This is a genomic window from Pseudomonas sp. B21-031, from assembly GCF_024748985.1.
GTDB classification, from domain to species: domain Bacteria; phylum Pseudomonadota; class Gammaproteobacteria; order Pseudomonadales; family Pseudomonadaceae; genus Aquipseudomonas; species Aquipseudomonas kermanshahensis.
This window is the reverse complement of record NZ_CP087181.1, coordinates 4,629,961-4,654,725: the sequence shown is the minus strand read 5'-3', so window position 1 is coordinate 4,654,725 and position 24,765 is coordinate 4,629,961. Positions and strand designations below refer to the sequence as shown.

At 62.9% G+C, this 24,765-nt stretch carries 20 protein-coding genes; 6 read left to right on the top strand and 14 right to left on the bottom strand.

What is annotated here, in order from left to right:
- Positions 1–14: 14 nt before the first annotated feature.
- The 3 genes from LOY53_RS20765 (at position 15) to LOY53_RS20755 (ending at position 4,494) form a co-directional block, all read left to right on the top strand.
- Positions 15–2,045: a pyridoxamine 5'-phosphate oxidase family protein gene (locus LOY53_RS20765; protein ID WP_258703245.1), complete on the top strand. Its 2,031-nt coding sequence runs from the start codon at positions 15–17 to the stop codon at positions 2,043–2,045.
- Between the two features lie 85 nt (positions 2,046–2,130).
- Positions 2,131–3,027, top strand: coding sequence for a LysR family transcriptional regulator (locus tag LOY53_RS20760; protein ID WP_027594711.1), 897 nt, complete (start codon positions 2,131–2,133; stop codon positions 3,025–3,027).
- 171 nt (positions 3,028–3,198) lie between these two features.
- Positions 3,199–4,494, top strand: a complete 1,296-nt coding sequence (locus tag LOY53_RS20755; RefSeq protein ID WP_258703244.1) for an MFS transporter — start codon at positions 3,199–3,201, stop codon at positions 4,492–4,494.
- Between the two features lie 147 nt (positions 4,495–4,641).
- On the opposite strand, the gene LOY53_RS20750 is transcribed toward LOY53_RS20755, so the two are convergent.
- From LOY53_RS20750 to LOY53_RS20710, 9 genes are all read right to left on the bottom strand, one after another.
- Positions 4,642–5,511 carry an aldose 1-epimerase gene (locus LOY53_RS20750; RefSeq protein WP_252825586.1) on the bottom strand — a complete coding sequence of 290 codons (870 nt, stop codon included), beginning with the start codon at positions 5,509–5,511 and terminating at the stop codon, positions 4,642–4,644.
- Between the two features lie 25 nt (positions 5,512–5,536).
- Positions 5,537–6,460, bottom strand: a complete 924-nt coding sequence (locus LOY53_RS20745) for an EamA family transporter (protein ID WP_027594708.1) — start codon at positions 6,458–6,460, stop codon at positions 5,537–5,539.
- A 53-nt stretch (positions 6,461–6,513) separates the two neighbouring features.
- Positions 6,514–7,794 (bottom strand): TRAP transporter large permease, encoded by a 1,281-nt coding sequence (locus LOY53_RS20740; protein WP_027594707.1) that lies wholly within the window; start codon positions 7,792–7,794, stop codon positions 6,514–6,516.
- The gene (locus LOY53_RS20735) at positions 7,795–8,322 is read right to left on the bottom strand and encodes a TRAP transporter small permease (RefSeq protein ID WP_027594706.1); all 528 of its coding nucleotides are present in this window, start codon (positions 8,320–8,322) and stop codon (positions 7,795–7,797) included.
- Between the two features lie 66 nt (positions 8,323–8,388).
- On the bottom strand, positions 8,389–9,360 hold the full coding sequence (locus LOY53_RS20730) for a TRAP transporter substrate-binding protein (protein WP_027594705.1): 972 nt from the start codon (positions 9,358–9,360) through the stop codon (positions 8,389–8,391).
- A gap of 63 nt (positions 9,361–9,423) precedes the next feature.
- Positions 9,424–10,302: a glucurono-1,5-lactonase gene (locus tag LOY53_RS20725; RefSeq protein ID WP_252825584.1), complete on the bottom strand. Its 879-nt coding sequence runs from the start codon at positions 10,300–10,302 to the stop codon at positions 9,424–9,426.
- Positions 10,303–10,327: 25 nt separating this feature from the next.
- Positions 10,328–11,134 carry an NAD(P)-dependent oxidoreductase gene (locus tag LOY53_RS20720; protein WP_027594703.1) on the bottom strand — a complete coding sequence of 269 codons (807 nt, stop codon included), beginning with the start codon at positions 11,132–11,134 and terminating at the stop codon, positions 10,328–10,330.
- 187 nt (positions 11,135–11,321) lie between these two features.
- Positions 11,322–12,560: an OprD family porin gene (locus LOY53_RS20715; RefSeq protein ID WP_252825583.1), complete on the bottom strand. Its 1,239-nt coding sequence runs from the start codon at positions 12,558–12,560 to the stop codon at positions 11,322–11,324.
- Between the two features lie 706 nt (positions 12,561–13,266).
- On the bottom strand, positions 13,267–14,745 hold the full coding sequence (locus tag LOY53_RS20710) for a PLP-dependent aminotransferase family protein (RefSeq protein ID WP_258703243.1): 1,479 nt from the start codon (positions 14,743–14,745) through the stop codon (positions 13,267–13,269).
- Between the two features lie 101 nt (positions 14,746–14,846).
- Here LOY53_RS20710 and LOY53_RS20705 point away from each other — a divergent pair, with 101 nt between their 5' ends.
- Complete coding sequence (locus LOY53_RS20705; protein ID WP_252825579.1) at positions 14,847–15,305, top strand: GNAT family N-acetyltransferase; 459 nt, start codon at positions 14,847–14,849, stop codon at positions 15,303–15,305.
- A 54-nt stretch (positions 15,306–15,359) separates the two neighbouring features.
- Here the strand turns inward: LOY53_RS20705 and LOY53_RS20700 are convergent, their stop codons facing one another.
- The 3 genes from LOY53_RS20700 to LOY53_RS20690 form a co-directional block, all read right to left on the bottom strand.
- Positions 15,360–16,610 carry a ribonucleotide-diphosphate reductase subunit beta gene (locus LOY53_RS20700; RefSeq protein WP_027594698.1) on the bottom strand — a complete coding sequence of 417 codons (1,251 nt, stop codon included), beginning with the start codon at positions 16,608–16,610 and terminating at the stop codon, positions 15,360–15,362.
- A gap of 490 nt (positions 16,611–17,100) precedes the next feature.
- Positions 17,101–17,232 (bottom strand): hypothetical protein, encoded by a 132-nt coding sequence (locus tag LOY53_RS20695; RefSeq protein ID WP_258703242.1) that lies wholly within the window; start codon positions 17,230–17,232, stop codon positions 17,101–17,103.
- A gap of 136 nt (positions 17,233–17,368) precedes the next feature.
- Positions 17,369–20,248 (bottom strand): ribonucleoside-diphosphate reductase subunit alpha, encoded by a 2,880-nt coding sequence (locus LOY53_RS20690; protein WP_027594697.1) that lies wholly within the window; start codon positions 20,246–20,248, stop codon positions 17,369–17,371.
- Between the two features lie 623 nt (positions 20,249–20,871).
- Between LOY53_RS20690 and LOY53_RS20685 the strand changes: the two genes are divergently transcribed.
- Both LOY53_RS20685 and LOY53_RS20680 read left to right on the top strand, forming a co-directional pair.
- Complete coding sequence (locus tag LOY53_RS20685; protein WP_099455097.1) at positions 20,872–21,570, top strand: response regulator transcription factor; 699 nt, start codon at positions 20,872–20,874, stop codon at positions 21,568–21,570.
- Positions 21,567–23,174: an ATP-binding protein gene (locus tag LOY53_RS20680; protein ID WP_258703241.1), complete on the top strand. Its 1,608-nt coding sequence runs from the start codon at positions 21,567–21,569 to the stop codon at positions 23,172–23,174. Before LOY53_RS20685 ends, LOY53_RS20680 begins: the two co-directional genes overlap by 4 nt.
- 3 nt (positions 23,175–23,177) lie before the next feature.
- Here the strand turns inward: LOY53_RS20680 and LOY53_RS20675 are convergent, their stop codons facing one another.
- Together LOY53_RS20675 and LOY53_RS20670 are read right to left on the bottom strand one after the other, a co-directional pair.
- Positions 23,178–23,879, bottom strand: a complete 702-nt coding sequence (locus LOY53_RS20675; RefSeq protein WP_258703240.1) for a 4'-phosphopantetheinyl transferase — start codon at positions 23,877–23,879, stop codon at positions 23,178–23,180.
- Positions 23,880–23,959: 80 nt separating this feature from the next.
- A complete protein-coding gene (locus LOY53_RS20670) occupies positions 23,960–24,751 on the bottom strand; it encodes a dienelactone hydrolase family protein (protein WP_258703239.1) in 792 nt (263 codons plus the stop codon).
- Positions 24,752–24,765: the final 14 nt, after the last annotated feature.

Sequence of the window (24,765 nt, the reverse complement as noted above, 5' to 3'; positions counted from 1 at the left end):
CGAGGAATGCCACCATGCATCAGCTCCCAGGCCATCGCGCGTCACCTTGGCACAGCGGTGAGAAGATCCTGCAGGAAAAGGTCGGTGTGTCGGAGCGCATGGAGGTGTTCGGGCAGAAGGTCATCCGCGACTTCATGCCAGACCAGCATCGCGCGTTCTATCAGCAGTTGCCGTTCATGGTGGCGGGCAGTGTGGATGCCCACGGCAGGCCGTGGGCAACCTTCCTCGAAGGCCCGCAAGGCTTCGTCAGCTCGCCCGACCCACGCCAGTTGCTGATCAACGTGGACCTGAAAGCGGATGACCCCGCCACACCAGGGCTGGCGAGCGGGCAGGCAATCGGGCTGCTGGGCATCGAGTTGCATACGCGCCGGCGCAACCGAATCAATGGCCTGATCGGCCAGGCACGCAACGGGCAACTGGAAGTGACGGTGGAGCAGTCGTTCGGCAACTGCCCTCAGTACATCCAGCTGCGCGAGTACACCCGTAGCGATGAGCCGGCAAAAGGGCGCGTCGATGCCACTGCACTGGATGCCCGCACGGTTGCCATGATCGAAGTGGCCGATACCTTTTTTGTCGCAAGCTACGTCGAGCAAGACGATGGCCTGCGTTCGGTCGATGTGTCCCACCGCGGCGGTCGGCCTGGGTTCGTCAAGGTCGAGGGCAACCGCCTGACCATTCCCGACTACGCCGGTAATTTGCACTTCAATACGCTGGGCAACCTGTTGGTGAACCCGGTGGCAGGGTTGCTGTTCATCGACTTCGCCACCGGCAATGTACTGCAGCTTTGCGGGCATGCCGAAGTGGTATTGGAGAGCCCAGCCATCAATGCGTTCGAGGGCGCCGAGCGGTTGTGGACACTGGACGTCGAGCACGTGGTATGGCGCCCGGCAGCGGTATCGCTGCGCTGGGCCTTCAAAGAATACGCGCCGACCAGCCTGATGACCGGCACCTGGGCCGAGGCCGGCGAACGCCTGCAACAGCGTGAACGTCAGCGTCAATGGCAGGCGTGGCGGGTGGTGCGCCTGGAGCAGGAGAGCCGTGATATTCGCTCGTTCTACCTGGCGGCAGATGCACCCGTGCAGTTTGCGCCAGGGCAGCATATTCCTGTGCGTATCGCGCTGGGCAGCGATGCCCCGCTGATTCGCACCTACAGCGTTTCCAGCGCCCCGTCGGACGGTTACCTGCGCATCAGCGTCAAGGCCCAGGGCCCGGCATCGCGCTATCTGCATGAGCGCATTGCGGTGGGCGACCTGCTCGATGTGCGCCCGCCCATGGGCAGTTTTACCCTGGATGAGCAAAGCGCTCGGCCGATTGTACTGATTGGCGCGGGCGTGGGTATCACGCCATTGATCGCCATGCTACGGGCACAATTGGCCCGGCGTCAGTCGCGGCCTATTCACCTGTTTCACGGTGCGCGAAGCCTGGCTGACTTGCCCTTCCAGCAAGAACTGGCGGCGCTGCGCCAGCAAGCGGGCGAATGGTTGCGTGTGCACCGTTGCCTGAGCCAGCCTGAGGCCGATGCGGTCAGGGGGCGCGACTACGAGCATGCTGGTCGGCTGGGCATTGAGCAGGTGAAAGCCCAGCTGGTGCTGGATGACTACGATTTCTATGTGTGTGGCCCAGCGAGTTTTACCCAGGACCTGTACGAAGGGCTGCGCGCCGTGCATGTACCCGACGCACGTATCCATGCCGAAGCCTTTGGGCCATCGACGCTCAGGCGGCACACCGACGACGACCAGCCGGTGCTGCAGCAACCTCCGGCTGCCAGCGAACCGGTGCCGGTGTACTTCGCCAGCTCGGCCAAGGAGGCGCGCTGGGCACCGGGCAGCGGCACCTTGTTGGAGCTTGCCGAGGCGCGTGGGTTGTCGCCGGATTTCAGCTGCCGGGGTGGTTCATGCGGCACCTGCAAGACCAAGGTGGTGAGTGGGCAGGTGCATTACCCGAACCCGCCTGCCGAGCTGCCGGAAAACGGTACGGCGCTGATCTGCTGTGCCGTGCCGGCTAAAGTGGAGGAGGGCGCGCAGGCCTTGGTGCTGGCGCTGTAGTGCTGCCTGATGCGGCCTGCTCATAGGGCAGCGAAAAAACCGCAAATAATCGATAATCCCCACCCCCGACATCCCAGGAGCCGGCATGGATCAGATTCACCTGATGAAGGTGTTCGTAGCAGTCGGCGAGCTGGAAAGCTTCGCCGCTGCCGCCCGCCGGCTGGACATCTCGCCCGCCGCAGTGACCCGTGCCGTCAGTGCCCTGGAGGACCAGTTGGGGGTCAAACTGCTGCTGCGCACCACCCGCAGCGTACGCTTGACCGAAGCGGGTGGCCGCTACCTGGAAGACACCCGGCATATTCTCGCCAGCATCCACGAGGCCAATGAAGCCGCGGCCGGCATCAACGCCACGCCCAAGGGGGACTTGGCCGTTACCGCGCCGATCCTGTTCGGCAAGAAGTTCGTCATGCCGTGCATCGTTCGTTACCTGCAGCAATACCCCGAGGTCGACGTGTCTGCGTACTTCCTCGACCGGGTGGTGAACATGGTCGAGGAGGGCATGGACGTGGCCGTGCGCATCGGCCCGCTGCCAGACTCCGGCCTGAAGGCGCTGCGGGTGGGCAGGGTGCGGCGCATGCTCTGCGCCTCGCCGGACTACCTGGCGCGCCACGGCGTGCCGCAACACCCATCGGACTTGCCAGGCCATGCGGTGATCGGCACCACCAACTTGTCGCCCCGGGCCGGTTGGCGCTTCGGCGTGACGGATGAGCCGACCCTGGTCCGCATGAAGCCGCGACTGACGGTGACCAGCAACGATGGGGCGATTGCTGCAGCCAGTGGCGGGCTGGGGATCGCACGGTTGCTGTCGTACCAAGTGGCGGACGAGATAGCGAACGGGCAGTTGCAGGTCATTCTGGCCGAGTACGAAGAAGCCCCCTGGCCGATTCATGTGCTGCACCGGGAGAGTAAGTACGGGTCCGCCAAAGTCAGGACCTTCATCGACATGCTAGCCCATGCGCTTCGAGCCCAAGGGCTGGATTGAGGTCGTACAACTCCCTGCAATAGCCCCCCTATGCATACACATCCGTTAACAATTTATGTTGTACGACGACCTACGACATGGCAATCTTGCGCCTGAAACAAATTGTCTCAATTAGCGCTGCCAGCGTTGAGGCACTCACCCGCACCTCTAAAAATAAGATTCAGGTGAACCATGAAGATGAAAGGCATCCGTTGGTGGATGGTCAGCCTCGTCACGGCTGGGCTCGTCGTCAACTACCTCGCCCGCAATACCCTCTCGGTGGCTGCCCCCACCTTGATGACCGACCTCTCCATCACGACCGAGCAATACGCCAAGATCGTCGCCGCCTGGCAGGTGTGCTACGCCCTTATGCAGCCGATCGCCGGCTGGTTTATCGACTTCATTGGGACCAAGCTCGGTTTTGCCGTGTTCGCCATGGCCTGGTCGGTGGCGTGTGCTGGCGCAGCCTTGGCCACGGGCTGGCAAAGCATGGCATTCATGCGCGGCCTGCTGGGCATGACCGAAGCGGCCGGCTTGCCTGCCGGGGTCAAGGCCACCACTGAGTGGTTCCCGGCCAAAGAGCGGTCGGTGGCGATCGGCTGGTTCAACATCGGCTCCTCGCTGGGTGCCTTGCTGGCGCCGCCTCTGGTGGTGTGGGCGATCCTGCACAGCGGCTGGCAACTGGCCTTTGTGATGGTCGGGGTGTCCGGCATCGTCTGGACGGTTTTGTGGATGCTGTTATACAAACACCCTCGCGATCAGAAGCGCTTGAGCAGCGAAGAGCGTGACTACATCCTGTCTGGCCAGGAAGCGCACTTCAAGGAAGAGAAGCGCGAGAAGGGCGCCTGGAAACGCATCTTCAAGACCCGAAACTTCTACGCCATCGCCTCCGCGCGCATCCTCTCGGAGCCGGCCTGGCAAACCTTCAATGCTTGGATCCCGCTGTACCTGATGACCGAGCGGCACATGAACATCAAGGAAGTGGCGATGTTCGCATGGCTGCCGTTTCTCGCGGCCGACATCGGCTGTGTGCTCGGTGGTTACCTGAGCCCGCTGTTCCACCGTCACCTCAAGGTGTCGCTGTTCACGTCGCGCAAAATGGTGCTGGTGTTCGGTGCCAGCTGCATGATTGGCCCTGCGTGCATCGGCTTGGTGGAAAGCCCATATACCGCAATTTTGCTGCTGTGCATTGGTGGCTTTGCGCACCAAACGCTGTCGGGGGCGCTGTATTCGATTACGTCGGACTCGTTCAGCAAGGACCAGGTGGCCACCGCGACAGGGATGGGCGGGATGTGTGGGTACCTGGGCGCGGCGGTGTTTACCCTGGTGTTCGGCATCTTGGTGACGCAGATCGGCTACAGTCCGCTATTCGTGGTGCTGGCAGCGTTCGACATCGTTGCGGCGGTGCTGGTGTGGAAGGTTGCGCGTGAGGTACGAGGTGAGCCGGTCGCGCGTCAGGGCGTGGCCACCGCCGAAGTGCTGGTTTAAAGCTTGAGATCGCGGGGCTGCTCTGCAGCCCATCGCTGGCAAGCCAGCTCCCACCCGAACTGTGTAGCCCCCAAGGCTAGCGCCGCACCTGTGGGAGCTGGCTTGCCGGCGATGGGTCGCAAAGCGACCCCTATCCAGGCAACCCCCTTACAGCGCCCGATACTGCATCCTGAACCCCAAGGTCATCGCCTCACCCTGCTGCAACAACCGCAACCCTGGCCGCCCTGGCAGGTGATGCGCGTTGATCGGGTGGCTGACCGGCTCGAAGCAAAAGAACGCCTTGCCCGGTGGGCAGAACAACAGAAAATGCTCACACCCACTGGCCGTGCAATCCAGGGCATAACCCGCGCTGGGCTGTTCGATCACGCAGCTGCCAGGCCAACCACCGAACGCATGATCGACCACCCTGGTCGGCAACGCGCCCGGGCTCTCGAAGCACCAGTCATCAGGCAGCTCAGCCGGGTACGACGGCAGCCGCCCCTCTTCTGCCAGCCACACATGCTGCGCCGCAGCACTTAGCCGGGTGTCCGAATGCCGCGGGAAATAAGGATGCAGCCCCAGCCCATACCACGTGGCTGTTTCATCCAGGTGGGTCACATGCAAGTCGAGGTTCAGGCACCCGTCGAGCAGGTGCACATCCAGCGTTGCCCGGTAGGCAAAGGGCAACTGGCTGTCGAGCGTCAGCCGGGCGCGGCGTTCACTGTGGTGCTCCACCTGCCAGGCCTGCTGCCAGGCGGTGCCATGAATCGGGTAGGGGTCGTGTGCGGTGTTGGGCGCCAACGCCAGCCAACCCTCTGGCCGCTCGAAACCCCCTTGGGCAATCCGGTTGGACCAAGGCGCCAGTGGGTAGCACGCCAGTTGCCGCGGCGTGCCGCTGGCCAGCGCGTCTTGGTCAGAGTGGCGCAGCAGCGCCTGCCCGGTCGCTTTCACTTCCCAGTTGATCAGGCTGGCGCCCAGTTCCGGCGCCAGGCTCAGGCGGGTCAGGTGGTCTTGCAGGTGCAGTTCGGTGACAGCCATCAGCGGCTCCTTTCAGAATGTTTGCTCAGCTCGCCCGGCGATAGGTCAGCAGCACGATGCCGCACACCACCACGGCACCGCCGATCAGTTGCCAGGTACTCAGGCGCTGATCCAGCAACGCCCAACCAAGCAGCAAGGTGGCGATCGGTTCGATGTTCATCACCGGCGCGTTCTGCGCCATGTTCAGCCGGGGCACACAGACGAACAGCAGGGTGAAGGCCACGCCATACAGCACCACCAGGCTGGCCAAGGCCGCCCACCCGCTGCTGCTGGCGGGCAGCGACAGCCCGGAAGGCATCACGCCGCTTGCGCCTGCCACCAGCATGCTGGAGAACACGATCAGCAAGGTCAGCAGGCTGCGTACCGGGCCGCGCACGGCGGCCAGTTTGTGATCGGTGATCCACAATGCGCAGGCGAAGGCGCACGCGGCGCAGAAGGCCAGGCTGACGCCCAGGGCCCAGTGTGGGTTGGCGTCGGCGCTGTCGGCCAGCCGTGCCGGTACATCCAGCGCCAGCACCAGGCCGCAGAGGATCAGGCCCATGAACAGCACGGTGCGGCCAGTCGGGCGCGCACCGCCCAACGCCCACGTGAGCAGCGCCAGCAACATCGGGAAGGTATTGCCCACCAGCAGCGCCAGTGCCACCGGGATACGCGCCACCGCCGAATACAGGCACAGGCTCTGTGTGGCGATCAGCAGGCCAAGCAGCAATTGCCAGCGCCGTGTGCCGGTCGGCAGGCCCACTGCCTGGCGTTGCCACAGCAGCAGGCAGGCCAGGACCAGAAAGGTGATGCCGGAGCGGCAGAGAATCGCCAGCAGCACGCCGGTGCCGTCATCGAAGGCGATGCGTGCGGCAACGTGGTTGGCGGCGAACGAGCAGGCCAGCAGCGCCAGTAGCGCCAGCGCCAGCTTGCGAGGAAAGAGGGGAGTGGCAGAGGAGGGAACAGCCATGTGCAGGATCCATTTGCAAAAGAGGATGGGGCCGCAAGCGGCCCCATTTGGCTTTACAGCACCACGCTGGGCAGCCAGAGCGAGATGGCAGGGATGTAGGTCACGGCCATCAATACCAGGAACAACGCCAGGTAGAAGGGCAACAGCGCCTTCACCGTCGACTCGATGCTCACCTTGCCGACGGCCGAACCGACGAACAGCACTGCGCCCACCGGCGGTGTGATCAGGCCGATACCCAGGTTCACCAACATGATCATGCCGAAGTGCACCGGGTCTACGCCGATGCCCGTGATCACCGGCAGCAGGATCGGGGTCAGGATCAGGATCAGCGGCGCCATGTCCATCACCGTGCCCAACAGCAACAGCATGAAGTTGATGCACATGAGGATCACGTAGCGGTTATCCGACAGGGTCAGGAACGCCGTGGTGATCTTCGAGGGGATCTGCATCAGCGTCATCACGTAGCCGAAGCTTGCGGCAAAACCGATCAGGATCATCACGATCGAGATGGTGCGTACCGTGCGGTGCATCAACTTGGGCAGGTCACGCCACTTGTAGTCGCGGTAGATGAACATGGTCACGAAGAACGACCAGACCACGGCCACGGCGGCCGACTCGGTCGCGGTGAATACGCCCGACAGGATACCGCCGAGGATGATGACCATCGCCATCAGCCCCCACAGCGCCTCGCCAGCGATTTTCAGCGCTTGGCGCAGCGGGATCACTTCGCCTTTGGGGTAGTTGCGCTTTTTCGCGAAGATCAGGCACAGGCCCATCATCACCGCGCTCAGCAACAGCCCAGGCATCACCCCGGCCATGAACAGCGAGGCGATCGACACCGTGCCCCCCGCGGCCAGCGAGTACAGCACCGAGTTGTGGCTGGGCGGGGTCAGCAGTGCCTGCACCGAGCCACTGACGGTCACGGCGGTGGAGAATTCACGCGGGTAGCCTTTGCGCTCCATCTCTGGGATCAGCACCGAGCCCACCGACGCGGTGTCGGCCACCGACGAGCCGGAAATCGCGCCAAAGAAGGTCGAGGCCATGATGTTGACCAGCGACAACCCGCCCCGCACGAAGCCCACCAGTACCCCGGCGAACGCTACCAGCCGGCGGGACATGCCGCCCTCGGCCATGATCGCGCCAGCCAGTACGAAAAACGGAATCGCCAGCAACGAAAACTTGTTAACCCCACTGGCCACCTGGATCATCATCGCCTGCAGTGGGATATCGATCCACCAGGCGCCGATCAGCGCAGACAGGCCCAAGGCGTAAGCCACCGGCATGCCGATCAGGATCAGCGCGATGAAACTGCCCAACAGAATGAACGCATCCATTTACGCAGCTCCTTCGCTTTCTTCAGCCAGGTCGAAACGCACCACCTTGCGGTTGCTTTGGTCGCCCAGCAGGAGTTTTTCCACGACAAAGATCAGCGTCAGCACGCCCCCCACCGGGATCGGCGCGTAAGTCATGCCCACGCGTATACCTGGCAGAGAGGCCAGCGACTGGTTCCAGGTGGTGATGCACAGCTTGGTGCCGTAATAGGTCATGAACACGCACACCACGATCATCAGCAGTTGCACCAGCAGCGAAACCAGCTGGCGCTGCAGGGCGGGCAGGCGGTCGGTGATCATCGCCACCGCCATGTGCGCGCCCGCCCGGTAGCTGGCGGCGGCGCCGACGAAAGTGAATACCACCATCAGCAGAATCGCGACTGGCTCAGGCCAGCTGGAGCCGGTGCCCAGCACGTAGCGGGCGAAGATGCCCCACGGAATGATCAGCGTCATGGTCAGGATCGACAGGCCCGCAATCCAGATGCAGCCGCGGTACAGCGTGTCGTTCACGCTCAGGAAAAGCGATTTCATAGGCATCACCAAAGCGACAGGGCGGCGGCCGCCGCACTGTCGAGGTCGTCTTGGAAGGGGCCGGTATTACTGGACGGCGTCGATACGCTTCATCAGGTCGGCGTACGGTGCACCGTACTTCTCGCGGACCGATGCGGTGGCGTCGAAGAACGGCTTCTTGTCGACGGTGATGAACTCGACACCGGCCGCCTTGAGCTTCTCTTCGCTGGCCGCAGACTTGGCGTCCCACAGCGCACGCTCTTCCATCTGCGCTTCACGCGCGACTTTCTTCACCAGTGCCTGCTGGTCTGCGGTGAGCTTGTTCCAGGTGGTCTTGGACATCACCACCGGCTCCGGCAGGATCAGGTGGCCAGTGAGGGTGTAGTACTTGGCGCTCTGGAAGTGGTTGTGCTCGAGCAGCGTTGGCGGGTTGTTCTCGGCGCCGTCGATCACGCCGGTCTGCAGGGCGCTGAAGATTTCGCCGGTGTCCATGGCGATGCCGTTGCCGCCCATGGCGTTCATCATGTCGATGAACAGCGGGTTGCCCTGCACGCGGATCTTCATGCCCTTGAGGTCTTCAAGGCTGCGCACCGGTTTTTTCGTGTAGATGCTGCGCGAGCCGCCATCCATCCAGGCCAGGGCCACCAGGTTGAATTCGGAGTTGGTGATCTTGTCGAGGATCTCCTGGCCGATGTCGCCGTCGATGATCTTGCGCATGTGTTCATGGTCACGGAACACGAACGGCATGTTGAACACGTTCACGTCCGGCACCACCGGGCCGACGATCCCCAGGCTGACGCGGGTCATCTGCACGGCACCAATCTGTGCCTGCTCGATCACTTCCTTCTCGGAGCCGAGCACCCCACCGGCGAACATCTTGAAGGTAATCTCGCCATTGCTGGCGGCTTCGAGCTTTTTGCCCATGTTCTGTTCAGCGACCACGGTCGGGTAGCCGGCCGGGTGAATCTCGGCGAACTTGATGTCCAGCGCGGAGGCCGGCATCGACAGGCTGAAGGCGAAGGGGAGTACGGCAAGGAGCAGCTTGCGTTTGAAGGTCATGGTGAAACTCCGTGGTTTTTATTATCCGGTTTCGTGTGTGCAAGTGTGTGGCAGAGCGGGTGTTCAGCCCCGGTAGGCAGGCTCCTCCAGGCCTTTGACGCCGAGCTCGAAGGCAAATACCCCACCGGCCAGCGGTTGGTCGGAGAGGTCAATGCCCGCAGGGCGGATCGACGTGACGAACAAGGTGTCCAGGTTGGCGCCACCAAAGGCGCACATGGCCGGTTTTTTTACCGGCACATTGAGCGAGCGGTCCAGGCGGCCATCGGGGGTGAAGCGGTGGACCTGGCCGGCGTCGTTGCCGCAGATCCAGTAGCAGCCGTCCTGGTCGATGGCGGCGCCGTCGGGGCGGCCAGGGTAGGCATGCATGTCGACGAACAACCGCTTGTTGTGCGGCGTACCGCTGTCGATGTCGTAGTCGAATACCCAGATTTTCTGCACGTTGGGGTGCGAGTCCGACAGGTACATGCGCGTGCCGTCGGGGCTGAAGGCCAGGCCATTGGGCACGATCATGCCGTCCTGTTGCAGGTGCAGGTGCCCTTCGCCGTCATGCCGGTACAGCGCCCCGACATGGGCGCCCTGTGGCATGTCCATCAACATGGTGCCGGCCCAGAAGCGGCCCTGGCGGTCGCAGCGCCCATCGTTGAAGCGCATGCCGCCCTGGGCATGTTCGACGGTGCTGAGCAGGCGGCTGTCGAGGCTGCCGTCGGCCTTGGGTTCGAGGTGGAAGATGCCGCTTTCCATCCCCGCGACCCAGCCCTGTTCGGTGCGGGCGATGCAGGCGAGCATTTCGTCACCTTGCCACGCCTGCTGAGCCCCATTGGGCTGCCAGCGGTGCAGTGTGCGGGCAGGGATGTCGACCCAGTACAGGGCCTGTTCGGTAGGGTGCCACACAGGGCTTTCGCCGGTACCGTTGCGGGCGTCGACGATCAGTTCGCAGTTCATGGCCGTGCCTCCTGGCGCGCGGGGGTCAGTTGAACGGTCCGGCCACGGCGAAGGCGCCGCCCTGATAGACCATGCTCGGGTCATCGGCGGCGGGCGCCGGTTGGGCTTCGACGGCCTCGCGGAACACCTCGGAGGTGTCTTTAGGCGCATAGCCCAGGTGCGCGGCATGCCGGTTGTCCCACCACACGGTGCGGTTGTCGGAGGCGCCATAGACGATGGTGTGGCCGACGTCGGGCGTGAACAGCCCGCGCTCGATCAGCTGGACCAGGTCGTCGTAGCTCAGCCAGGTGCAGAGCATCCGCGGGTTCTGCGGTTGCGGGAACGACGAGCCGATACGAATGCTCACGGTCTCGATGCCATAGCGATCGAAGTAGAAGCTGGCGACATCTTCGCCGTAGCATTTGGACAGCCCGTAGTAGCTGTCGGGGCGGCGCGGGGAGTGGGCGTCGATGCGCTCGTCCTGGCGGTAGAAACCGATGGTGTGGTTGGAGCTGGCGAAGATGATGCGCTTGACGCCATGCTTGCGCGCCGCCTCGTAGACGTGGAACACGCCGCAGATATTCGGGCCGAGGATGTCTTCAAAGGAATGCTCGGTGGACACGCCACCGAAGTGGATGATGGCGTCTACGCCTTCGACCAGGGCGTGGACCGCTGCCTTGTCGGCGAGGTCGCAAGCCACCACCTCTTCATGCGGGCCCGCGGCAGGTGCCATCGGGCTGATATCGGAAAGGCGCAGGACCTCGGCGTAGCCTTGCAGGCGTTCGCGAAGGACCTTGCCCAGGCCGCCTGCGGCTCCGGTGAGCAGCAGGCGATTGAGGGGAGTTGGGGTCATGGCCGGCTCGTTGTTAGTTGTTGTAGGTTGTCGTATGACTGAGCTGAATTATCGGCAGCGGGTTCCAGAGTTGTCAATGTTAATTCTGTGACCCTGTGTGCCTCATTACGGCAAACCCGCACCTACAGGTTCCACGTGGTCCGTGTAGGAGCGGGCTTGCCCGCGATGGGCCGCAAAGCGGCCCCTATTACAACAACGACAACGGATAGTTGAAGATCAACCGGTTCTCATCAAACTCGTTGTTGCTGTAATCCCGGCGAATGCTCGAGTTCCGCCACTTCACACTCAAATCTTTGAACGCCCCGCTCTGGATCACATACGCAAGCTCCGTTTCCCGCACCCACTCCTTGCCATCGGTAACCGCACCGTTGTGCACATCCTGCCCGCTGATATAACGGTTCATCAGCGTCAAACCCGGCACCCCGACGGTGACGAAGTTGAAGTCATGCCGCACCTGCCACGAGCGTTCGTTGGCGTTGTCGAAACTGGAGTTGTAGCTATCGTTGGCCAGCGTCCCGCCGCTGGTGCCATTGACCCGCATCCAGGTATCGCCATCGACTTTTTGCAGCCCAACCCAGAAGGTGTTGCCGCCATACTTGGCCGAGAACATCCCCGAGTAGGTCTTGTTGTCCAGCTGCCCGGCACGCTCGGAGCCGTCTTCATCGCCATGGAAGTAGCCCAGGTTGGCGCCCAGGGTCCAGTCACCCACTGGCTGGCTGTGGCTCAGTTGCAGGTATTGCTGCTGGTAGACGTCCTTGAGCACCGCATTCCACAGCCCGACCAGCGTGCGGTCCTGGTTGAACTTGTATTCGCCGCCGACGAAGTTGAAGCGATCGGAAAGCGCCCCGCCATAGCTCATGTCTTCCATGCTCGCGTCATTGCGCGGGCTGTTGCCACGGAACTGCCCGCCATACAGCGTCAGCCCGGCGATCTCGTTGGAGGTGACCTGCCCCCCGCGGAACGTCTGCGGCAGCGAACGGCCGTCGTCGGAGCGCAGGATCGGCAGCACCGGCATCCATTCGCCGATCTTCAGCTCGGTCTTCGAGATCCGCGCCTTGCCCGCCACCGCCAGTCGCCCAAAGTCATCGGCTGGGCGCCCATCGTCGTGGCGCGGCAGCAGCCCGGTGCCGTAGGTGCCGCCACCGCCATCAAGCTTCACCGACCACATGCCCAGCACATCCACACCGAACCCCACCGGCCCCTCGGTAAAGCCCGAGCGGGCATCGAGGATGAAGCTCTGCGTCCATTCCTCGGCCTTGCTTTGCGGGTTGCTGGGGTTGGTGAAGTTGCGGTTGATGTAGAAGTTGCGCAGGCCAAGCGTGGCCTTGGCATCCTCGACAAAGCCCGCCGCCAGGGTGGTACCCGGCAGGCTGCCGAGCATGCCGACGCCGAGCAGGGCAAAGGGAAGGGTTTGGCAGATTCTCATTATTGTTGTGCTCCACAAAAGGGTGTGGCGGCCCGTCCACCGTGCACGCGCAAGCGGCCAGCGGTAGGGGCGGGTAGGTAACGGGCCGGTCACGGCCAGGGAGGGTGAAACGGGCTTACGGCCCTAGGTGGCCGCGGGTGACGAAATCGGGAAAGGTGCAATGCGGGGGTATAGCGCGATTGAAGTCGACATGGCGATCGTCCACGGATTGTTGTTTTTGTTATGCGTTGTCGTACAACTGTGGCGATTTTTATCAAGTGGTGGTGGGGATGTCAACGCTTTGTGGTGTGATGAGGGTGTTTGGAGGCTTGGCTTTTTGGTGAATACGGAAAGCTGAGGCCTCTATTCCGGGGGCAAGGGTTTTTTCTGGAGGTACTATGACTGAGGGCTTGAGTGCTTCAGTGCCTGTGAGATCGAGCGCCGCCCGCGCGGCGCTTCGCAGCACAAGGCTGCTCCTACATCCGTTTCGGGCCAGTCACGCCTGTGAAGGCGGCGCGCGACCGCCTTGTTTGTCCGGCTCAATATCGCGCCATGCGCCAGGAGGCCGCGCGCCAATGCCCCAGGAATAACTGGCCCGAAACAGATGTAGGAGCAGCCTTGTGCTGCGAAGCGCCGCGCGGGCGGCGCTCGATCTCACAGGCGCAGAAGCACTCAGGGCAGACTTCTGTGAACCCAGAGCAGCGCCTTGAATGCGGCTGGGAGCTCTCTATTCCAACCCCGCAAACACCTTCGCCAGTTTCCCCACCGCTACACGCATCTCGCCAGGCGTCAGCGCCGCGAACCCCATCAACAGGCCCACATCATTCCTCGGCGATGCATACAAACTGCCGAGCCCCAACAGGTCGATCCCCACCGCATGCGCCGCCCTCACTACCGCGTCTTCCGGCAAGTCCTGCACGAAATGGCAGGGCATCTGCAGCCCTCCGGCCGGGATGCTAGGCGCCAGAAACGCCCCCAGGTGTTTGTGCACAAGCTCGGCCAGCATGTCCCGGCGTGCGGCATACAGCGCCCGCATGCTCCGCACATGCGCCGTGTAGTGCCCGCCCTCCATGAACCGCGCCAGGGTCAGCTGGGCAATGGAGGCCGTATGCCCATCCTGCAGCGTGCGTGCACTGGTCATCGGCGCGACGAGAGCAGGCGGCAACAGCAAGTAGCCGATGCGCAGCCCGGCGAACAGCGACTTGGTGAACGTGCCGATGTACAGCGTGCGTTCATGCGGGTCCAGGCCCTGCACGCAGGCAGTCGGCCGGCCTTCGTAGTGGAACTCGCTGTCGTAGTCATCTTCGATGATCCAGGCGCGCTGCTGCCTTGCCCACTCGATGGCCTGCAGGCGCCTGTCCAGCGACAACGTCGTGCCGGTGGGGTATTGATGAGACGGCGTTAGAAATACCGCCCTGGCATTGGCGGCCAGACGCACCATGCGCTCCACCTGCAGGCCGTTCTCATCCACTGGCACGGGCACGCCTTCGAGGCCTGCTGCCGCGATGGCTTTGCGCGTGCCTTGGTAGAGCGGGTCTTCGACCAGCACCTGATCGCCCGCATCCATGAGCACCTGCGCGCACAGGCCAAGCGCCTGCTGTGAGCTGGTGAGGATCAGCACCCGGTCGGCAGACGCCTGCGCGCCCCGTTCAAGGTTAAGGTAGTCAGCGATCGCGCTGCGCAGGCAGGCCATGCCCTGTGGCGCACTGTGCTCCAATGCCTGGGTGCCAAATTCCTTGTACACCTGGCGCTCCAGCCTTTCCCAGATCGCCAGGGGGAAGTGCCGGGTCTCGGCTACCCCCGGTGCAAAAGGGCGCGGCCCTTGGAAATTATTCACGCCCCCGCTCTGCAGCACGGCCATCGCCCGGCGGCTCAGTTGAGGTGGCTCATCGCAGCGCGTTTCGCGTTTTTGCTGTCGCCGTGGCAGATGCCGTGCGCGTTGCGAGACGAAGCTTCCGCTGCCCACCCGACGCTCGATGAAGCCCTCTGCATGCAACTGGCTGTAAGCCGCCTCCACGGTATCCCGCGAGACGCCCAGCGATTGGGCCAATGGGCGTGAAGCTGGCAGCGACTTACCGACCGGCAGCGCGCCATCAAGGATCAATTGGCGAATCGCCCGCTGGATCCGCACATGCAACGACAACGCGCCATGGGCCGGGTCGCTCATCCAGGCTTTGACCGATTGCAGTTGTGCATGTTTGAACATTGGTCTGGTTCACTTACATAAAGTGGCGGGGCTATACAGGCCATTCTATCGCTATAAATGCACCTGTTTTCAGACCATTCCCACATTGAAAGGGGTCCACGATGACAGTTGCACCAGCATTGATTTCAGTCCGCGAGTTGAAGCAGAACGATTTCCCTCAATGGTCCGCCTATTGGGACCAGTACCAGGCGTTCTACAAAGTAGCGCTGAGCCAGGCCACCACCGAGCTGACCTGGGCCCGGTTTTTCGACCCGGCAGAGCCCGTGCACTGCGCCGTCGCCACGGACGGTGAGCGCATCCTCGGTTTCGTCCATTTTGTGTTCCATCGCTCGACCTGGGGGTGTAATGACTTCTGCTATCTGGAAGACCTGTACGTTTGCCCAAGCGCGCGAGGGAGGCAGGTTGGCAAGCAGTTGATTGAGCACGTTCAGGGCCAGGCGCGGGAGAAACAGTGCGATCGCCTGTACTGGCATACCCAGGAAACCAACCAGACTGCACAGCGGCTGTACGACTGGATTGCTGAAAAGCCGGGGGTAATCGAGTACCGCATGGCTTGTTAGCACGCAAAAAAAAGGCTGCCCATTGGCAGCCTTTTCGATGCTCAGCCCGGACAATCAGTCCCAGCTCAACGCCCCACCAGTCTGATACTCAATCACACGCGTCTCAAAGAAGTTCTTCTCCTTCTTCAAGTCCATGATCTCGCTCATCCACGGGAACGGGTTGGTGGTGCCTGGGTACTCTTCCTTCAGGCCAATCTGGGTCAGGCGACGGTTGGCGATGAACTTGAGGTAGTCCTCCATCATCGCTGCGTTCATGCCCAGTACACCGCGCGGCATGGTATCGCGGGCGTATTCGATCTCCAGCTGGGTCCCTTGCAGGATCATCTGGGTCGCTTCTTCTTTCATCGAGGCATCCCACAGGTGCGGGTTCTCGATCTTGATCTGGTTGATCACGTCGATACCGAAGTTCAGGTGCATCGACTCGTCACGCAGGATGTACTGGAACTGCTCGGCAACGCCGGTCATCTTGTTGCGGCGGCCCATCGACAGGATCTGGGTGAAGCCGCAGTAGAAGAAGATGCCTTCCAGAACGCAGTAGTAAGCGATCAGGTTGCGCAGCAGCTCTTTGTCGGTTTCCGGGGTGCCGGTGTTGAATTCCGGGTCGGAGATGGCGCGGGTGTACTTCAGGCCCCAGGCGGCTTTCTTCGCGACCGACGGGATCTCGTGGTACATGTTGAAGATCTCGCCTTCATCCATGCCCAGCGACTCGATGCAGTACTGGTAGGCGTGGGTGTGGATCGCCTCTTCGAAGGCCTGGCGCAGGATGTACTGGCGGCACTCCGGGTTGGTGATCAGGCGGTACACGGCCAGGGCCAGGTTGTTGGCAACCAGGGAGTCGGCGGTGGAGAAGAAGCCGAGGTTACGCATGACGATGCGGCGCTCGTCTTCGGTCAGGCCGTCCTGGCTCTTCCACAGGGCGATGTCGGCGGTCATGTTGACCTCTTGCGGCATCCAGTGGTTGGCGCAGCCGTCGAGGTACTTCTGCCAGGCCCAGTCGTATTTGAATGGCACCAGCTGGTTGAGGTCGGCGCGGCAGTTGATCATGCGCTTTTCATCGACCGCAACGCGGGCGGCAGAGCCTTCCAGCTCGGCCAGGCCTTCGGCAACGTCGAGGGCGTCAAGGGCAGCCTTGGCGCGTTTAACGGCTTCGGAGTCAGAAGCCGTAGCGGCACGGGCTTCCAGAGCGGCGGCACCGCCGGCGCTGTCGAGCTTGTCGAGGGTGGCAGCGGCGTTGGCCTGCGCAGGGGTGTTGCCTTTGGCGGCTACTTCGCCGTCTTCCTTGTCGAATTCGTCCCAGCTCAGCATGGTTTGGCTCCTGCTTGAGGGTCGCCCTCAGGCAACCGGTTGGATTTTAAGAATGTGATGCCTGACGCAAGGCCGTTACGGCGAATGGACAGCTCGAGAGGCTGACTCTCGTTACATCTGGATGTGCTTGTGCCTGGCCAGGCCTCACAGAGGGGCCAGGGACTTGAAAGGTGCCCTTTTCAGAGGGGGCGCAGTATACCGGAATTCGCCTTCGATCGGGGTGCGAGTCTGGCCGGCGAGGGTAACTTTTTCGACCGGTTTGGCGCGCATCCGTTCACCAAGGGTGCGTCGTTCGTTCGGGCAAGAGTGTAGCCGCTAAACGAAGGTTTGGCACTATATGTTGTGGTTTTTTGTTTTCTAGACACTGTATATGGGGTTGTGCGTCGTGTAGGAGCAGCCTTGTGCTGCGAAGAGGCCGGCGCAAGCACAGCACATTTCGCTGGCATAGCCGGCCTCTTCGCAGCACAAGGCTGCTCCTACACAGCGCGTGTTAGCTGCAATGCTTGCGCAGGGTCTCGACCACGTGTGTCTTGGGGTGCTTGCGTGCTTCTTCGACCGAGGTGAAGCGGCCGGTTTCAGCATTGCGACCAATTTTGCGAGTTGCCACTTTGTTCCGCGCCATGGGGTACGTCCTTTTTTGAGAGGTCCTGCTCTTTTACCGAGCCGCGCGAGCGGTGGGCAAAGGGCAAGGTTTCTCTGGCGCGCGGATACAAAAATGCCGCAAGGGGCGCCCGTGGCACCCCTTGCGGCATCAGGCCTTACTGGCAGGCTTCGCAGTCAGGCTCGTCGATCGCACACGCCTTTGGCACAGGTGCCGGGCCGGCTGCCTGAACCGGGGCGCTGTCGCCGCCGCTGGAAACAGCATTGAGCTTGCCGGTGTTGATGGTCGACTTCTCGGTGCTGGTCGCAGCCAGGGCACGGAGGTAGTAGGTGGTTTTCAGACCACGGTACCAGGCCATGCGGTAGGTCACGTCCAGCTTCTTGCCCGAAGCGCCAGCGATGTACAGGTTCAGCGACTGAGCCTGGTCGATCCACTTCTGGCGACGCGAGGCAGCATCGACGATCCACTTGGTCTCGACTTCGAACGCGGTGGCGTACAGGTCTTTCAGCTCTTGCGGGATACGCTCGATCTGCTGCACCGAACCGTCGTAGTACTTCAGGTCGTTGATCATCACCGAGTCCCACAGGCCGCGGGCTTTCAGGTCGCGAACCAGGTACGGGTTGATCACGGTGAATTCGCCCGACAGGTTCGATTTCACGTACAGGTTCTGGTAAGTCGGCTCGATGGACTGCGACACGCCAGTGATGTTGGCGATGGTCGCGGTCGGCGCGATGGCCATGATGTTCGAGTTACGAATACCTTTTTGTACGCGAGCACGCACCGGCGCCCAGTCCAGGGTCTCGTTCAGGTCGACATCGATGTACTTCTGGCCACGGGCCTCGATCAGGATCTGTTGCGAATCCAGCGGCAGGATGCCTTTGGACCACAGCGAGCCCTGGAAGGTCTCGTAGGCGCCACGCTCGTCGGCCAGGTCGCAGGACGCCTGGATCGCGAAGTAGCTGACCGCTTCCATCGACTTGTCGGCGAACTCGACCGCAGCGTCGGAACCGTAGGCGATGTGCTGCAGGTACAGTGCGTCCTGGAAGCCCATGATGCCCAGGCCGACTGGGCGGTGCTTGAGGTTCGAGTTACGCGCTTGCGGCACCGAGTAGTAGTTGATGTCGATCACGTTGTCGAGCATGCGCACGGCAGTGTTCACGGTGCGTTGCAGTTTGGCGGTGTCCAGCTTGCCATCGACGATGTGGTTCGGCAGGTTGATCGAGCCCAGGTTGCAGACCGCGATCTCGTCCTTGTTGGTGTTCAGGGTGATCTCGGTGCACAGGTTCGAGCTGTGGACCACGCCCACGTGCTGCTGCGGCGAACGCAGGTTGCACGGGTCCTTGAAGGTCAACCATGGGTGGCCGGTCTCGAACAGCATCGACAGCATCTTGCGCCACAGGTCTTTGGCCTGGATGGTCTTGAACACCTTGATCTTGTTGTACTCGGTCAGGGCTTCGTAGTACTCGTAGCGCTCTTCGAAGGCCTTGCCGGTCAGGTCGTGCAGATCAGGCACTTCCGAGGGCGAGAACAGGGTCCACTTGCCGTCATCGAAGACGCGCTTCATGAACAGGTCAGGGATCCAGTTGGCGGTGTTCATGTCGTGGGTACGACGACGGTCATCACCGGTGTTCTTGCGCAGCTCGATGAATTCTTCGATGTCCAGGTGCCAGGTTTCCAGGTAGGCACAGACAGCGCCCTTGCGCTTGCCGCCCTGGTTGACCGCAACGGCGGTGTCGTTGACCACTTTCAGGAAGGGTACGACGCCCTGGGATTTACCGTTGGTGCCCTTGATGTAGGAGCCCAGTGCACGCACAGGGGTCCAGTCGTTGCCCAGGCCACCGGCGAATTTCGACAGCATGGCGTTGTCGTGGATCGCGTGGTAGATGCCCGACAGATCGTCCGGCACGGTGGTCAGGTAGCAGCTGGACAGCTGCGGGCGCAGGGTACCGGCGTTGAACAGGGTCGGGGTCGAGGCCATGTAGTCGAAGGACGACAACAGGTTGTAGAACTCGATCGCACGGGCTTCTTTTTCTTTCTCTTCCAGCGCCAGGCCCATGGCCACACGCATGAAGAACACCTGTGGCAGCTCGAAGCGTACGCCATCCTTGTGGATGAAGTAGCGGTCGTACAGGGTCTGCAGGCCCAGGTAGGTGAACTGCTGGTCGCGCTCGTGGTTGATCGCCTTGCCCAGTTTTTCCAGGTCGAAGTCAGCCAGCGCCGGGTTCAGCAGCTCGAACTCGATACCTTTGGCGACGTAGGCTGGCAGCGCCTTGGCGTACAGCTCGGCCATCTCGTGGTGGGTGGCGCTGTCGGCAACGCTGAGGAAGCCCAGGCCTTCGGCACGCAGGGTGTCCATCAGCAGGCGGGCGGTGACGAACGAGTAGTTCGGCTCGCGCTCGACCAGGGTACGGGCGGTCATCACCAGGGCGGTGTTGACGTCCTTGATGGCCACGCCGTCGTACAGGTTCTTCAGGGTTTCGCGCTGGATCAGGTCGCCATCGACTTCGGCCAGGCCTTCGCAGGCTTCGCTGATGATGGTGTTCAGGCGCGCCATGTCCAGCGGCGCCAGGCTGCCGTCGGCCAGGGTGATGCGGATGCTTGGGTGCGGCTCGACTACGGCGTCGGTGTTGGCGCGGGTGGCGCGCTCTTTTGCACGCTGGTCGCGGTAGATCACGTAGTCGCGGGCGACTTTCTGCTCACCGGCACGCATCAGGGCCAGTTCGACCTGGTCCTGGATTTCTTCGATGTGGATGGTGCCACCCGATGGCATGCGACGCTTGAACGTGGCAGTGACCTGCTCGGTCAGGCGCGCGACGGTGTCGTGGATACGCGACGAGGCGGCGGCGGTGCCGCCTTCAACTGCGAGGAACGCCTTGGTGATGGCCACGGTGATCTTGTCGTCGGTGTAGGGGACGACAGTGCCGTTGCGCTTGATCACGCGCAGTTGGCCGGGGGCGGTGGCAGCCAGATCCTGGTTGGAATCGGCGGCCTGCGGCACCTGGGCCTGCGGGTTCTCGCGAGTTGTGTCGGTTTGCATGGGTGGGTGTCTCCACAGTTTCTATATTGTACAGGCGCCTTTTGGGCGCCCACCGTTCCGTCCACTTGCTCGATCACCCGTGCGGGGATGCGTCATGCGCGCGCATCCGCCCGCTCGGGCGTACCGACTTCGGGACAGACTCAGGAATAAGGGGCAATAGCTTGCCGCTCCCTGGCCGAAGTCAAAGGTTTTGGGCAGTACCCAAAAGCTGTTGCAGTTCAGTAGTCCGCTGGAGCGGTATGGCTGGTCAAATCACCTGAAGTTCAACCGGAAAATCGAATAATTTGCCGGGTTGACTTTTGTGTGTGATTTTGCACGAACCCCAACATGTAGTGGTTCGCTGCGATCGGGATACAAGATAATGCGGTATCAGGGTCTTTGCAAGGCGAGCGCCTGTGGATAAGTTGTGCGTACTTTGTGGGTATGGCCTGTAGGCCTTGTGCCAAGTGGTTTGCAGTATTTTTCTTCAGCGCGCTGCCCCAAGGCAGAATTTTGAGGGCGCGAACCCTACCACAAAAAACGGTTCAGTCCAGTGGCGAGTGCGGTACTGCAGGTCGGTTGGCAGTGCTCAGGTCGGAACGTAGTATCGGCGATAGAAAAACAACAATCGAAAGGCAAAGGCCATGGACCAACCCACCCCCCGCATCCTCATCGTCGAAGACGACCAGCGCCTGGCCGAGCTCACGGCCGAATACCTCCAGGCCAACGGCTTCGAGGTGGCCGTCGAGGGCGATGGCGGCCGCGCGGTGCGACGCATTGTCGACAGCCAGCCTGACTTGGTGATTCTCGACCTCATGCTCCCCGGTGAAGACGGCCTGAGCATCTGCCGCCGGGTGCGCGGCCAATATGCTGGCCCGATCCTCATGCTCACCGCCCGCAGCGACGAGCTCGACCAGGTGCAGGGGCTGGACCTGGGCGCCGACGACTATGTGTGCAAGCCAGTGCGCCCGCGCGTGTTGCTGGCGCGTATCCAGGCCCTGCTGCGGCGCAGCGAGGCGCCCGAAAGCAAGCGCCTGGACCTGGCCTTCGGCCCGCTGCGCATCGACAACCGCCTGCGCGAAGCGCGGCTGGGCGAGCAACTGATAGACCTGACCGGCGCCGAATTCGACCTGCTCTGGCTGCTGGCCAGCAACGCCGGCCGGGTTTTGTCGCGCGAGCAGATTTTCACCGCCCTGCGCGGTGTCGGCTACGACGGCCAGGACCGCTCCATCGATGTGCGCATTTCCAAGATCCGCCCCAAGATCGGTGACGACCCGATCCACCCACGCCTGATCAAGACCCTGCGCAGCAAGGGTTACCTGTTCGTCGGCGAGGCGCCATGAACAACTCGATCTTTCTGCGCATCTATGGCGGCATGCTCGCTGTGCTGGTGCTGGTGGCGCTACTCGGGGTACTCAGCCTGCACCTGGTCAACGAAGTGCGCGCCGCCCAGCACCGCGAGGGCCTGGCCCAAGGCACTTTCAGCCTGATGGCCGACAACCTGGCCGTGCAGAACGAAACCGAACGCAAGCGCTCATTGCTGATGTGGGAGCGCCTGCTTGGGGTACCGTTGGCGCTGCAGCCGATGTCGGCGCGCACCCTTGACGGTGGCCAGCGGGCCCGGCTGTATCGCGGCCTGGTGGTGGTCGAAAAGACTGGCCCGCACGCCGCCCAGGTGCTGCGCAAGGTCGGCCGCGAGGATGTCCTGCTGGTGGCCCAGATCAAGCAGGTCAGCGAGCAGCTGGCCCGGGCCACGCTCTACCTGTTGGCGGACGAGCTGGTGCGTTATCCGGTGACCGAGCAGCAGCAGCGCCTTGCGCAACTCAAGCAGAGCAAGGGGTTTGGTTTCGACATCGCCCTGCAACGCCTGGAGCGGGTCGGCCTGGATGACGACCAGCGGCGGCGGGTAGAGGAGGGCGATACCGTCATGGCCCTGGGCAAGGATGGCGATTCGATCCGGGTGTTCTCTGGGCTCTCAGGGTCACCCTGGGTGCTGGAAATCGGCCCGCTGCATCAGCTCAACCCGTACCCGCCGCAGTTGCTGATCCTGATTGCCTTTCTCGGGCTGTGCCTGATCGGGCTGGTGGTGTATTTGCTGGTGCGCCAGTTGGAGCGGCGTGTGTCGGGCCTGGAGATTGCGGCCACGCGTATTGCCCAGGGCAGCCTGGACACCCGTGTGCCGGCCGGTGACGCCGATTCGGTCGGGCGCCTGGCTGCAGCATTCAATGGCATGGCCGAGCACCTGCAGCGCTCGTTGACCATGCAGCGCGAGCTGGTGCGGGCGGTGTCCCACGAGCTGCGCACACCGGTGGCGCGCCTGCGCTTTGGCCTGGAGATGATCGAGACCGCGAGTACCGACCAAGCCCGCGCCAAGCACCTGGCCGGCATGGATGGCGACATCCAGGACCTGGACAAACTGGTCGACGAGATGCTGACTTACGCGCGCCTTGAGCAAGGTGCGCCGGCGCTGAAATTCCAGCGGGTCGACCTCGATGCCTTGTTTGACCGGGTGATCGAGGAACTGGCGCCGCTGCGGGCTGGCATCAGGGTGGTGCGCGGTGCTTGCCAAGGGGCTGCAACCGATGGGGCCTGGGTCGAGGCCGAGCCGCGCTACCTGCACCGGGCGCTGCAGAACCTGGTGAGCAACGCCATGCGCCATGCCGAGGGCGAAGTTCGGCTGAGTTACCAACTGGGGCAGCAACGCTGCAGGGTCGATGTGGAAGATGACGGGCCAGGCATCCCGGAGGGCGTTTGGGACCGCATTTTCACCCCCTTCACCCGGCTCGACGACAGCCGCACCCGGGCATCCGGCGGGCATGGGCTGGGCCTGTCGATCGTTCGGCGGATCATCTACTGGCACGCTGGCAGGGCCACGGTAGGGCGCAGCGAGGCGCTGGGCGGCGCCTGCTTCAGCCTCAGCTGGCCGCGGGCACAGGCGCCCCAATAAAGGTCAGACGCTGATCAGGCTCAGCAGGTGGCCGTCCTGAAGGCAGAACTGGCCTTGCAGTTCACTGCCGCGTTGCCATTCGGGCGACAGGTCGGTGAGCAGGCGTAGGCGGGCCGAACCCTCAGCGGACCACTCCAGCACTTCGGCGTGCTCAAAATAGAAACGCTGGCGAGTCAGCGGGTAGAGAGCCTTGAACAGGCTTTCTTTGAGCGAAAAGGTCAGCGTCACTGTCAGGCCGAGCTGGCGGCGGTCCAGGCGCTCAAGTTCTGCGGGGGTGAGGATTTCCGCCTTCAGGCGCTCGGCGCGTTCGTCATCGAGCAGCGACTCCTGATCCAAGCCCAGGCCGCGGCAGCTGCCTTGGCCCGCGACAACGGCGGCGGCCCAGCCTTTGCCGTGGGTGATCGAGCCGTGGATACCGGCCGGCCAGATGGGCGAGCGGTCTTCGTGGGTGCCCGGCACAAAGTCGCGGCCATCCAGGCGTTGCAAGGCGGCGCGGGCGCAGACACGGCCGGCCAGGTACTCGGCCTGGCGCTTGGCCACCGAGCGTTGCAGGCTGGCGCTTTGTACAATGCCGGCACGCTGGAAGTCGTCGGCAGCCAGGTGGGCCGGGTCGAAGGCACAGCTGACCAGCACTGCACCCGGCAACGGGCGGGGCAGGGGCCAGTGGTGCTGAAGTGGGGAGCAGCAGGTGGGAAGTGTGTTCATGGAGGCTATTGTGCCAGCCGCGACGGCTGTGTGGGAGCGGCCTTGCGTCGCGATGGGCCGCAACGCGGCCCCGGCGATCGTTACTTGAACACGTTCTTGAAGAATGCCTGCATATCCGCCCATGAGCTTTCATCGGCGGCCTTGTTGTAGCCAATGTCCGGCCCACCATGCTCGCCATGGCTCAAGCGGTCGGCGTCCGGGTTGGTGAAGCCATGCTTGGCCCCGGGAATGCTGACGAACTGGTAGTTGACCTTGGCCGCGTCCATTTCCGCCTTGAACGCTTCGACCTGTTGTTCGGTGACCATGCTGTCCGCCGCGCCGTGCTCGACCAGTATGTTGGCCCTGACCACGCCCGGCTTGGCTGGCGTCTGGGTGGCCAGCGCGCCATGGAAACTCACCACGCCATCGAGTTTTTCTCCCCGACGCGCCGCATCGAGCACCACCTTGCCGCCGAAGCAGTAACCGACGGCGCCCAGTTGGTGCTTGTTGACGTTCGGCTGCTTTTTCAGCAACTCCAGGCCAGCGTCGAAGCGCGCGGCCGCCGCAGCCGGGTCTTTCATCGCTTCGGCCATGAACGCCTGAGCATCCTGCGGATGCTCGGTGTGCTTGCCATCGCCGTACATGTCGATCGCCAGCGCTTTGTAGCCCAAGGCTGCCAAGTCACGGGCGCGGCGCTTGGCGTAGTCGTTCAGGCCCCACCACTCATGCACCACGACGATGCCCGGGCGTTTGTCGTCCAGTGCATCGTCATAGGCGTAGTAGCCGACATAGCGCTTGCCATCGTCGTCCTGATAGGGAATCTCGCGGGTCACTACCGCCGCCTGGGCGAGGGCGGCGCTGCACATCAAGGTCAGGGCCAGCAGGGCGCGCATGTTTACTACTCCTT

Coding starts and splice junctions, on each gene's coding strand:
- LOY53_RS20685 (WP_099455097.1), top strand. CDS start 20,872: ATGGACCAACCCACCCCCCGCATCCTCATCGTCGAAGACGACCAGCGC.
- LOY53_RS20680 (WP_258703241.1), top strand. CDS start 21,567: ATGAACAACTCGATCTTTCTGCGCATCTATGGCGGCATGCTCGCTGTG.
- LOY53_RS20725 (WP_252825584.1), bottom strand. CDS start 10,302: ATGAACTGCGAACTGATCGTCGACGCCCGCAACGGTACCGGCGAAAGC.
- LOY53_RS20750 (WP_252825586.1), bottom strand. CDS start 5,511: ATGGCTGTCACCGAACTGCACCTGCAAGACCACCTGACCCGCCTGAGC.
- LOY53_RS20700 (WP_027594698.1), bottom strand. CDS start 16,610: ATGCTGAGCTGGGACGAATTCGACAAGGAAGACGGCGAAGTAGCCGCC.
- LOY53_RS20690 (WP_027594697.1), bottom strand. CDS start 20,248: ATGCAAACCGACACAACTCGCGAGAACCCGCAGGCCCAGGTGCCGCAG.
- LOY53_RS20695 (WP_258703242.1), bottom strand. CDS start 17,232: ATGGCGCGGAACAAAGTGGCAACTCGCAAAATTGGTCGCAATGCTGAA.
- LOY53_RS20730 (WP_027594705.1), bottom strand. CDS start 9,360: ATGACCTTCAAACGCAAGCTGCTCCTTGCCGTACTCCCCTTCGCCTTC.
- LOY53_RS20675 (WP_258703240.1), bottom strand. CDS start 23,879: ATGAACACACTTCCCACCTGCTGCTCCCCACTTCAGCACCACTGGCCC.
- LOY53_RS20760 (WP_027594711.1), top strand. CDS start 2,131: ATGGATCAGATTCACCTGATGAAGGTGTTCGTAGCAGTCGGCGAGCTG.
- LOY53_RS20745 (WP_027594708.1), bottom strand. CDS start 6,460: ATGGCTGTTCCCTCCTCTGCCACTCCCCTCTTTCCTCGCAAGCTGGCG.
- LOY53_RS20715 (WP_252825583.1), bottom strand. CDS start 12,560: ATGAGAATCTGCCAAACCCTTCCCTTTGCCCTGCTCGGCGTCGGCATG.
- LOY53_RS20755 (WP_258703244.1), top strand. CDS start 3,199: ATGAAGATGAAAGGCATCCGTTGGTGGATGGTCAGCCTCGTCACGGCT.
- LOY53_RS20765 (WP_258703245.1), top strand. CDS start 15: ATGCATCAGCTCCCAGGCCATCGCGCGTCACCTTGGCACAGCGGTGAG.
- LOY53_RS20670 (WP_258703239.1), bottom strand. CDS start 24,751: ATGCGCGCCCTGCTGGCCCTGACCTTGATGTGCAGCGCCGCCCTCGCC.
- LOY53_RS20740 (WP_027594707.1), bottom strand. CDS start 7,794: ATGGATGCGTTCATTCTGTTGGGCAGTTTCATCGCGCTGATCCTGATC.
- LOY53_RS20735 (WP_027594706.1), bottom strand. CDS start 8,322: ATGAAATCGCTTTTCCTGAGCGTGAACGACACGCTGTACCGCGGCTGC.
- LOY53_RS20720 (WP_027594703.1), bottom strand. CDS start 11,134: ATGACCCCAACTCCCCTCAATCGCCTGCTGCTCACCGGAGCCGCAGGC.
- LOY53_RS20705 (WP_252825579.1), top strand. CDS start 14,847: ATGACAGTTGCACCAGCATTGATTTCAGTCCGCGAGTTGAAGCAGAAC.
- LOY53_RS20710 (WP_258703243.1), bottom strand. CDS start 14,745: ATGTTCAAACATGCACAACTGCAATCGGTCAAAGCCTGGATGAGCGAC.